Source organism: Sphingomonas flavalba (genome assembly GCF_004796535.1).
Classification (GTDB): domain Bacteria; phylum Pseudomonadota; class Alphaproteobacteria; order Sphingomonadales; family Sphingomonadaceae; genus Sphingomonas_L; species Sphingomonas_L flavalba.
In genome coordinates this window covers 1-9,425 of record NZ_SPHY01000030.1, presented here as the reverse complement: position 1 = coordinate 9,425, position 9,425 = coordinate 1, and the positions used below count along the sequence as shown (strand labels likewise).

General features: G+C 68.5%; 9 protein-coding genes and 1 pseudogene. 2 read left to right on the top strand and 8 right to left on the bottom strand.

Going from position 1 to position 9,425, the window contains the following annotated elements:
* The first annotated feature begins 101 nt into the window (after positions 1–101).
* On the top strand, positions 102–2,435 hold the full coding sequence (locus E4A53_RS14410) for a TonB-dependent receptor (protein WP_136163811.1): 2,334 nt from the start codon (positions 102–104) through the stop codon (positions 2,433–2,435).
* 19 nt (positions 2,436–2,454) lie between these two features.
* Positions 2,455–2,865, top strand: a complete 411-nt coding sequence (locus E4A53_RS14405) for a cupin domain-containing protein (protein ID WP_136163810.1) — start codon at positions 2,455–2,457, stop codon at positions 2,863–2,865.
* A 7-nt stretch (positions 2,866–2,872) separates the two neighbouring features.
* Here E4A53_RS14405 and E4A53_RS14400 read toward each other — a convergent pair whose 3' ends face one another.
* The 8 genes and pseudogenes from E4A53_RS14400 to E4A53_RS14365 form a co-directional block, all read right to left on the bottom strand.
* Positions 2,873–3,787 carry a helix-turn-helix transcriptional regulator gene (locus E4A53_RS14400; RefSeq protein ID WP_136163809.1) on the bottom strand — a complete coding sequence of 305 codons (915 nt, stop codon included), beginning with the start codon at positions 3,785–3,787 and terminating at the stop codon, positions 2,873–2,875.
* A 189-nt stretch (positions 3,788–3,976) separates the two neighbouring features.
* On the bottom strand, positions 3,977–4,273 hold the full coding sequence (locus tag E4A53_RS14395; protein WP_136163808.1) for a hypothetical protein: 297 nt from the start codon (positions 4,271–4,273) through the stop codon (positions 3,977–3,979).
* 16 nt (positions 4,274–4,289) lie between these two features.
* Positions 4,290–5,669: a M20/M25/M40 family metallo-hydrolase gene (locus E4A53_RS14390; RefSeq protein ID WP_136163807.1), complete on the bottom strand. Its 1,380-nt coding sequence runs from the start codon at positions 5,667–5,669 to the stop codon at positions 4,290–4,292.
* Between the two features lie 75 nt (positions 5,670–5,744).
* Positions 5,745–6,857 carry a cell division protein ZapE gene (zapE, locus tag E4A53_RS14385; RefSeq protein WP_136163806.1) on the bottom strand — a complete coding sequence of 371 codons (1,113 nt, stop codon included), beginning with the start codon at positions 6,855–6,857 and terminating at the stop codon, positions 5,745–5,747.
* Positions 6,854–7,336 carry a PaaI family thioesterase gene (locus E4A53_RS14380; protein WP_136163805.1) on the bottom strand — a complete coding sequence of 161 codons (483 nt, stop codon included), beginning with the start codon at positions 7,334–7,336 and terminating at the stop codon, positions 6,854–6,856. Before E4A53_RS14380 ends, zapE begins: the two co-directional genes overlap by 4 nt.
* Positions 7,333–8,118: a succinate dehydrogenase iron-sulfur subunit gene (locus tag E4A53_RS14375; RefSeq protein WP_136163804.1), complete on the bottom strand. Its 786-nt coding sequence runs from the start codon at positions 8,116–8,118 to the stop codon at positions 7,333–7,335. Before E4A53_RS14375 ends, E4A53_RS14380 begins: the two co-directional genes overlap by 4 nt.
* A 172-nt stretch (positions 8,119–8,290) precedes the next feature.
* Entirely contained in the window at positions 8,291–8,989 is a 699-nt protein-coding gene (locus tag E4A53_RS14370) for a PEPxxWA-CTERM sorting domain-containing protein (RefSeq protein WP_239018322.1), read from the bottom strand.
* 331 nt (positions 8,990–9,320) lie between these two features.
* A pseudogene (locus tag E4A53_RS14365) lies at positions 9,321–9,425 on the bottom strand (IS5/IS1182 family transposase); the annotation flags it as partial.

Below are 9,425 nucleotides of genomic sequence, written 5' to 3'. Positions count from 1 at the left end.
TCCCTCACCCGGCCTCCCAATGGCAGTATCTTGTGGGAGGCCGGGTGAGGGAGCGGGCCGGTGCCGCCTAAAGCGATAATCGAGGGGGAGGAACCGTGCGGATGCCGATATCGAGAACGAGGCGCCTTGTCGTCGCCGCGGCGCTGTCCGGCGCCGCCCTGCCGGTGATGCCGGCGCAGGCCCAGAGTCAGGCCGTCGGCGCGGCGGAGGCGGACGGCGACGTCCTCGTCGTCACCGCCCGCCGGCGCGAGGAGCGGCTGACCGACGTCCCGCTCGCGGTATCCGCCATGTCCGCCGACACGATCGAGCGGCGTCAGATCGACTCTCTCGCCCAGGTCGGGGAGGCGATCCCCAATATGACCTTCCAGGCCGGCGCGCCGACCGGCAGCGGCGGCTCGACCGCGTCGATCTTCATCCGCGGCGTCGGCTCGTCGGAAACCTCGCTCGGCACGGAACCGGGCGTCGGCCTGTATGTCGACGACGTCTATATCGCCCGCAGCGTCGGCAGCGTGCTCGACCTCGTCGACATCGCCTCGGTGCAGGTGCTGCGCGGGCCGCAGGGCACGCTGTTCGGCCGCAACAGCCTCGGCGGCGCCATCCTCGTCCGCACCGCCCGGCCGGACAGCCGGTTCGGCGGCTATGTCGAGGCGAAGACCGGCCGCTACGACCGCGCCGACCTGCGCGGCGCGGTCAACCTGCCCTTCTCCGACACGCTCAGGCTGAACGTCGCGGCGATGACCGCGAACCGCGACGGCTATGTCCGCAGCCACGACAGCAAGGCAATGGGCAACATCGACCGCGTCGCCGCCCGCGGCGTGCTCGAATGGCAGGCGTCCGCCGATCTCAAGATCACCCTGACCGGCGACATCACCGACATCGACGAAACCGCCATGCCGGGTGTGCTGCTCGGCCTCGTCCCCAACATCCCCGGCACGCCGGTGCCGAGTTCGATAGAGGCGGTTTCCAACCTGCAGGCGGCATGCGGCGGCGCCAGCGTGCTTGGCAACAGCGGCAACCCCGCCTGCATCGACCAGCAGTTCATCCGCGGCCCGTTCGCCACCGCCGGCGGCTACCGCACCGACAACGCCATCTTCGATTCCCAGGGCAGCCGCCCGTTCGACAACACGACGCGGCTCAGGATCCGGGGGGCGTCGGGCCACCTCGAATGGCAATTGAGCGACGCGCTGACGCTCAAGTCGATCACCGCCTACCGCACCCTCGACGCGTTCTGGGCCAGCAATTCCGACCATTCGGCCAACCCCGGCATCGAAACCAAGAACGATCAGAATCAGGACCAGTTCACCCAGGAGCTTCAGCTGCTCGGCAAGGGCAGCGGTATCGATTGGGTCGCCGGCCTGTTCTACATGAAGGAAAAGGGCGACGCGCTGAACGTCGTCGCCTTCCCGGACGTGATCTTCCGTTCCGGCGGCGGCTTCGCTACTCGCTCCGCCGCCGCCTTCGCGCAGGCGACGCTGTCCGTGACCGACCGGCTCCAGCTCACCGCCGGGTTGCGCTTCACCCACGAGCGCAAGAGCTTCGACACCCTCGCCAACCAGCAGGTGATCGGCGTGCTGCTCGATCCGGTCCAGCGCATCTTCCTCGATCTCAGGGACAGCCCGGTGCCGTTCGTCACCGGCGCCACGCCCGATCTCGAGGCCAACGAGCTGACGCCGACGCTCAACCTCAGCTACCGCTGGATGCCGGACGTGATGACCTACGCGTCGTGGGCGCGCGGCTACAAGAGCGGCGGTTACGAGCAGCGGCTGGCGCCGGGCACGCCGTCGGTCCCGCGTTTCGCGCCGGAATTCGTCGACTCGTTCGAAATCGGGCTGAAGGCGTCGCTGCTGGACCGCCAACTGCAATTCTCGGCCGCCGCCTTCTATTCGGACTATCGCGACATGCAGATCTCGGTGGTCGACGGCCCGGCGCCGACGCTGACCAACGCCGGCGACGCGACGCTGAAGGGCCTGGAGGCGGAGCTGACCTGGCGGCCGACGCCGATCGCGACGATCACCGCCTTCGGCGCCTATCTCGACGCCGGCTATGATCGGCTGACCCAGCGGGCGCTGATGTCGGGCATCACCCTCGCCAGCCGGCTGCCCAGCACGTCGGAATGGCAGGTCGGCGCCTCGATCGGCCTAGACATCCCGCTCGGCGGCTCCCTGACCCTGCGGCCCGGCGCCGACTGGAGCTACCGCGCGTCGCTCTATGTCGACAGCGCCAACACGCCGGTGCTGCGCCAGCCCGGCTATCACCTGCTCAACGCCGCGATCACGCTCGCTGTCGACGATCGGCTGGCGATCAGCCTCGGCGGGCGCAACCTGACCAACGCGACCTACCTCGTCGCCGGCCTCGCCCAATACAATATCGGCGAGATCGAGGGCCAGTATGCCCGCCCGCGCGAATGGAGCCTGGGCGCCCGTTACACATTCTGACCGGAGAGGGAGAGCGATCATGAACCATTCGGCCGGCGATACCGTCCATTGCGCCGATCTGCCCTGGCTGCCGCTGGCCGACGGAGTGCGGATGAAGGTCATCAAGGCGGACGCCGAAACCGGCCGCTTCTCGGTCATCATTCGGGCGGAAAAGGATGCTGTGCTGCCCCGCCACCGCCATGTCGAGCGCGCGGAAATTTACGTGATCGCCGGGCACGGCGCCCATCCGCAGACCGGCGCTTATCGCGCGGGCGACTACATCTCGGAACGTCGGGGCGCGGTCCACGACGCGCTGCGCTTCCCCGTCGACACGGAACTGCTGATGATCTGCGAAGGGCCGTCGGATTTTCTCGGCGAAGACGACACGCCGTTCCACCGCATGGACGCGCAATTTCTCCTTGCCATGGCCTCCGCGCCGCCGGCCGCCTGACGCCGGATCAGTTGAGGAAGGTCGCGCGCCACATGCTCGGCGACATGCCGGTCACCTTCCTGAAACGCGCCGAAAAATGTGCCGACGACGAATAGCCGACGTCCAGCGCGATGTCCGTGATCGGCATATCCTGGCGCTGGAGCAGCGCCTTGGCCGCCTCCATCCGCCGCTCGGTCAGCCATTGGAACGGCGTCCGGCCGGTCGCGGCGGTGAACGAGCGCAGGAAATGGTCGGGCGACAGGTCGACGGCGCGGGCCAGTTCCTCGACGCTGACGCCGCCGCGCATCCGCGCGCTCATCAGCGCGATCGCCCGGCTCAACCGCCAGGCGGCCAGCGGCGGCGCCGCGCGGGCGGCGGGCGGCGCGTCCGGCACCAGCACCAGGTTCAGGATCACGCCCAGCGCGTGGTCGAAGAACGCCTCGGACCGGTTGCCGGCCAGGTTGGCGCTCCACATCCGCCCAACCATCTGGCTGACGAGGTGGTCGTAAAGCGGGGCGCTGGGAAAGGCGGTCGGCGCGTCCGCCGCCACGCCCAGCCAGTCCGGCACCCTGGCGAACGGCACGCTGATGTGCAGGACCAGCGGCGCGCCCTCGAAGCACCAGTAGGACCGGCGGTTGGGCGGGGTGACCAGGATGCAGCCGGCGGCCTCGGTAAACTCCTGCCGGCCGCGGCCGATGTCGCGGACCACCCTGGTCCTAACCGACTTCATCACGATGCTGACGACCAGATCGTCGATCGGCTCGAAGGTCAGGCCCTCGGCCGGGGCATGTTCGACCAGCGCCATCAGGCTGCCGTCATGGCACTGCCGCGTCGACGCCGTCGCCACCGGCAGCGATCGCGTGTCGAGATAGTGGCTGAACCGCCGGAGCGAAGCCGCATCCTCGCCACCTTGGTCATGGCTGGGGTCGATCAAATTCTGCATCCGGCGATCCCGTGGAATGGTAAAGGTTAAAGCTTGTCCCGTTCAAGCGGCACCAGCCCGCGCCCCCACCCGGCCTCCCAACGGCAGTATCATATGGGAGGCCGGGTGGGGGCGCGGGCTGGTACCGATCCGCCTGAAGCAACAAACTCTAACGCCGTTCGCCGATGGCTGGCAAGCCGGGCGCCCGGCTCAGTGCAGCGGCGGCTCGCTGCGGACCTCGCGGCGCTCGCCAGTCTCCGGGTCGAACCAGACGCGGACGATATGGCCGCTGTTCTGGTCGATCCAGCTTTCGCCGGTCAGCTCCCACTCCGGCCCCGGCTGCCCGCCGGTCCGCCGCTCGTAGCGCCGCCGCTCGAACAGCAGCGCGACGATCGCGATGGCAAGCAGCAGCACCGGGTGCCAGCCAAGCACATCGGCGAACCACAGTCCGCCGACGATCAGCAGCAGCACGGTCAGGAAGGTGAGCGCCGCCTCGCGCGCGATCATCGTCCGCCCCGCCCTGTTATCCGGCGACCGCCGCGATCAGGTCGCGCCAGTGGTCAAGCTCGTCGTAGAAGGCCTTGACCGGCATCCGCTCGTCCTTGCCGTGGGCGCGCTCATCCTGGGGCGCGACGATCCACGCGCCGTCGACGCCATAGGTCGGAATGCCGACCGCGCGCAGGTACAGCCCGTCGGTCGCCCCGGCTTCCATCTTGGGGATGATCGTCGCGCCGGGAAAGCGCTTGTGCACCGTCCGGGTGTAGGCGTTCAGCACCTCCGGGGTCAGCGGCGACGCACCGGCATATTTCGGCGCGCCGACCAGCTTGACCGTCACCTTCGGCCCCGCCACCGCCTGCAATTCCTGTTCGATCGCCTGCGGCGTCACACCGGGGAAGATCCGGCAGTTGACGTTGGCGACGGCGCTTTGCGGCAGGGCGTTGTTGGCGTGGCCGCCCTCCAGCCGGGTCGCGACGCAGCGGGTGCGGGTGCCGCCGACCTCCATCGGGTCGGCCTCGACCGCGTCGGCGGCATCGCCGTCCTCGGGATTGGCCAGCCAGCGCCGCATCGCGTCGCCCAGCGCGCCCTTCTCCGCCTTTTGCCGCTCCTGGAAATAGGCGCGCGTCGTGTCGTCCAGCATCGGGGTGAAGCGATAGGCGGCCAGCGCCTTCAACCCGTCCGCCAGTTCATAGATCGCGTTGTCCGGCCGGGGCCGCGAGCTGTGCCCGCCCGAATTGTGAACGGTGAACGTATAGTCGGCATAGGTCTTTTCCGACGTCTGCAGGACAAAGCCGAGCATCTTGCCGTCCTCGTCCTTCGCCCCGCCGCCGGCATCGGCGTTCAGCGCATATTCGGCATCGATCAGGTCCCGCCACTCGGTCGCGGCCAGGTCGGCGCCCTTGCCGTCGGTCTCCTCGTCGCCGGTGAACAGCACGATGATGTCGCGCTTCGGGCGGAACCCTTCGGCCTTCAGCCGCAGCAGCGCGGTGGTGATCGCCGTCACCCCCTGCTTGTCGTCGATGGTGCCGCGCCCATAGAAATAGCCGCCTTCCTCGACCAGCCTGAACGGGTCGCGCGACCAGTCCTCGGCCTTGGCCTCGACCACGTCCATATGGGCGAGCAGCAGCACCGGCTTCTTCACAGGCTTGCCTTCCGCCTTCCAGCGCAGGATCAGCGCCGCCTCGCCGTCATAGGGCTTGATGACCACGTCGGTCAGCCCGCCGGCGGCGAACCGCTCCTTCAGCCACGCCGCCAGCGCCGGGGTCTGCCCGCGCCCGGCAACGGTCGGCACCGTAATCGCATGTTCGTAGATCGCCCGCCCCTCGGCATGCCAGTCGGTGGCGGCGGGCGCGGCCAGCGCCGGCGCGCTCAGCAGCGCGGCGGTGGCGAACAGCAGGTGGCGCATCGCATATCCCCTTGTCGTGATGGCCGTTTCATCGCCGAAAGCCGCGCTCCCGTCCATCCTCCGCCGGCACACAGGTCAGCGGACGCCGTGCCCGCCCGCCAGATAGGCCTGGGACTGCATCTCCATCAGCCGGCTGACCGTGCGGTCGAACTCGAAGCGCCCGTCGCCGGCCTCGTACAGCTCCGCCGGTTCCGCATCGGCGGCGGCGAGCAGCTTGACGTTATGTTCGTAGAGCGCGTCGATCAGGGTGACGAAGCGCGCCGCCTCGTTGCGGTTCTCCGGCCCCATCTTCGGGATGCCGACGATGATGATCGTGTGGTAACGCCGGGCAAGCGCCAGATAGTCGGCCGCCCCGCGCGCCTCGCCGCACAGCCGCCTGAACGACAGCACGCCGACGCCCTTCAGGCTCTTGGGCACGTGCAGCACCCGGCCGCCCGCCACCGGCACGTCCTCGGCCGGCACATGGGCGCGGTCCTCGACCGGAAAGTCGGTCAGGCGGAAGAACGCCTCGGACAGCGCCGCCGTCGCCGCCGGACCGTTGGGCACGTGCCAGGTCTTGACCCCGGCCAGCCGCTCCAGCCGGTAATCGGTCGGCCCGTTCAGCGCGATCACGTCCAGCCGCTCCTCGATCAGCGCGATGAACGGCAGGAAATGCTCGCGGTTCAGCCCGTCCTTGTACAAATCGGCCGGCGGCCGGTTCGACGTCGCGACGACGCAGGTGCCCGCCTCGATCAGCGCGGTGAACAGCCGCGACAGGATCATCGCGTCGGCGCTGTTGTTGACCACCATCTCGTCGAACGCGATCAGCCGCGCCTCGCCCTTCAACTGCTCGGCGACGACAGGGATCGGGTCGCCCTTGCCCGCCTCGCGCGCGTCGCGCAGCCGGGCGTGGGTCTCCAGCATAAATTCGTGGAAATGCACCCGCCGCTTGCGGCGGATCGCCAGGCTGTTGAAGAACAGGTCCATCAGCATCGATTTGCCGCGCCCCACCGCGCCCCACAGGTACAGCCCGCGCGGCATCTCCGGCGTCCGCCCGGTCAGCCGCCACAGCACCGACCCGCGCCGCGGCGGCGCCTCCAGCGCCTTCTGCAGCGCGCCCAGCCGCTCCGCCGCCGCCGCCTGCACCGCGTCCTGCCGCAGTTCGCCGGCGGCGACCAGCGCGGCATAACGCTCGACCAGCCGGCTCACCGCGCCCGCTCCGGCTTGCGGATCGTGCCGCTGAACCCGGCGATCGGCGCCTCCGCCTCGCCCTGCTCGACCAACCCGCGCAGGAACAGCAGCCGCCCGGTCTCGCGCAATATTTCGATCACCAGGTCGAGCGGCGCGTCCACCTGCCCCGGCGCGATGAACTGGACGGACAGGTCGAGCGTCACCGCCTTGCCGGCCTCGACAATGCCGTGCATCCGCGCCGCCGCGAACAGCGCGATGTCGATATAGCCGAGCAGCGCGCCGCCGTGCAGCGCCCCGGCGACGTTGGAATGGCGGTGCTCCGGCCGGGTCCGCACCCGCACCCGCCCGTCCGGCTCCATCCGCACGCGAAACGTGCCGAGCGAGGCATTGAACCGCGTCGCGTCGCTCAGTTCCCAGACATGCCAGCCGGGGGTGTCGGGGTCCGGGTGGTGGATGAAGAACGGCGCCGCCGCGCCGCCGTCTCCGGCTTCGCTCAAACCGCGCGCTCGACCATCATCTTCTTGATTTCGCCGATCGCCCGCGCCGGGTTCAGCCCCTTGGGGCAGACATTGGCGCAGTTCATGATCGTGTGGCAGCGGTACAGGCGGAACGGATCCTCAAGGTCGTCCAGCCGCTCGCCAGTCATCTCGTCGCGGCTGTCGGCCAGCCAGCGATAGGCCTGGAGCAGAATGGCCGGGCCGAGGAACTTGTCGCTGTTCCACCAGTAGCTCGGGCAGGATGTCGAGCAGCAGGCGCACAGGATGCACTCGTACAGCCCGTCCAGCTTGGCGCGGTCCTCCGGCGACTGCAGCCGCTCCTTGCCCGACGGCGGCGGCGTCGTCGTCTGCAGCCAGGGCTGGATCGAGGAATATTGCGCGTAGAAATGGGTGAAGTCGCCGACCAGGTCCTTGACGACGTCCATATGCGGCAGCGGGGTGATCCGCACCTCGCCCTTGATGTCGTCGATCGCCTTGGTGCAGGCCAATGTGTTGGTGCCGTCGATGTTCATCGCGCACGACCCGCAAATCCCCTCGCGGCACGAGCGGCGGAAGGTCAGGCTGGAATCCTGCTCGCTCTTGATCTTGATGATCGCGTCCAGCACCATCGGCCCGCAATCGTCCTGATCGATCTCGAACGTGTCGTAGCGCGGGTTCTCACCCGAATCGGGATCGTAACGATAGATCTTGAACTTCCGGACGCGGGCCGCTCCCTCGGGCGCGGCATGGGCCTTGCCCTTCTTGGTGATGGTGCTGTTCTTCGGAAGCGAGAATTCGGCCATGCGTCAGAGTCCCTTTCGCGGGCTGCGATAGCCAATCGGACAGGCAAACGAAAGCCACCTGTCGCTCTGCCCCCGGAATTTCCGCTTTCCGGCCGCGCGCCTGCCGCGAAGCGCCTCGCGCCCGGCGTCCGCCCCGCAGCGGCGCGAAGGCCACCGCGGGGCGCAACGGCACTCAGGCGAGCGAGACCGGCATCTTCATCTTGCGGCGGCGCATCGCGCCGCCCACGGCGCCCATGCCGAAGAGCATCATCGCCCACGTCGCCGGCTCCGGCACACCGCCGACCGGGCCGGGATTAACGATGGAGGTGGTGCCGAGGTAGACGTCGTCGACGGCAAAGTCGTTGCCGCTATACGCCGGCTGCGCGTTGCGCAGGAACAGTTGCACGCTGGTCGCCGAACCGGTGTTGAAGCTGGTCGACATCCCTTCCCACGCGCCGAGCGCCAGGGTGTTCGACAGGGTTGCCAGCTCCTGCGCCGTCCCGCCGTCCAGCGAATAGAGGAAGGTCAGCATCGGCGGGCTCGACGGGTAGAGCGAAGCGACGAACGCCTCGAAGAAATAGTCCTGCCCCGCGCTCACCGCGATCTCGCCGGATACCCAGACGTTCTTGGTGGTGTCGCTGGCCCCGTTGACCAGCAACATGTTGCCCGCGCCGCTGCTATGGTCGCCGATCGCCGCGAAAGAGCCCTGCCAGGCCTTCGGCGACGCGCCGACCGCGTAGACCCCCGGGTCATAGCCGCTGGCGGGCGAATGAACATAATCGGAAGTGAAGCCGGTATTGCCGGCCTCGAAATCGCCATTGCCCACCAGGTTGCCCGCCGAAGCCTGCGTAGCACAGGCAAGGACAAGAAACGGAACCAAATATGCCTTCACGATGCAGCTCCCCAATCGAACGCGTCTCGCCGGCGCGCCGATTGATCGCCCGACACAATTGAAGCGGGAAAAGCCGGGGAAGGAGGTCATCTCTTATTAACCCCCCAAGTCCCGCAATGGGACAGGGACGGAAAAGCGCCCCGGCCATGCGGCAGCAGCGGCCATTCGAGTTTATCAATCGGAAGCGCGGTGGCTCTCGCGGAAGCGCGGTGGCTCTCGGAAATGCCAGACTCTTCGTCTTGGCCGGGATAGCTCGGCGCTCGAACGGCCGCACCGTCAGCCCCCGCTGCCCTGTGACACAATCCCAAACTCTAGGGTCAGGACCCATTGATCAGAGCCAGAAGATGACGGTTGCTGCGAGTGCGATGGCGGAGAAGAAGGCCTGCGGGCACCGGTCGTAGCGCGTGGCGACGCGGCGCCAGTCCTTGAGACGGCC

Excerpts from the sequence above, each read along its gene's own strand:
- E4A53_RS14405 (WP_136163810.1), top strand. The coding sequence starts at position 2,455 with ATGAACCATTCGGCCGGCGATACCGTCCATTGCGCCGATCTGCCCTGG.
- E4A53_RS14410 (WP_136163811.1), top strand. The coding sequence starts at position 102 with ATGCCGATATCGAGAACGAGGCGCCTTGTCGTCGCCGCGGCGCTGTCC.
- E4A53_RS14395 (WP_136163808.1), bottom strand. The coding sequence starts at position 4,273 with ATGATCGCGCGCGAGGCGGCGCTCACCTTCCTGACCGTGCTGCTGCTG.
- E4A53_RS14375 (WP_136163804.1), bottom strand. The coding sequence starts at position 8,118 with ATGGCCGAATTCTCGCTTCCGAAGAACAGCACCATCACCAAGAAGGGC.
- E4A53_RS14390 (WP_136163807.1), bottom strand. The coding sequence starts at position 5,669 with ATGCGCCACCTGCTGTTCGCCACCGCCGCGCTGCTGAGCGCGCCGGCG.
- E4A53_RS14400 (WP_136163809.1), bottom strand. The coding sequence starts at position 3,787 with ATGCAGAATTTGATCGACCCCAGCCATGACCAAGGTGGCGAGGATGCG.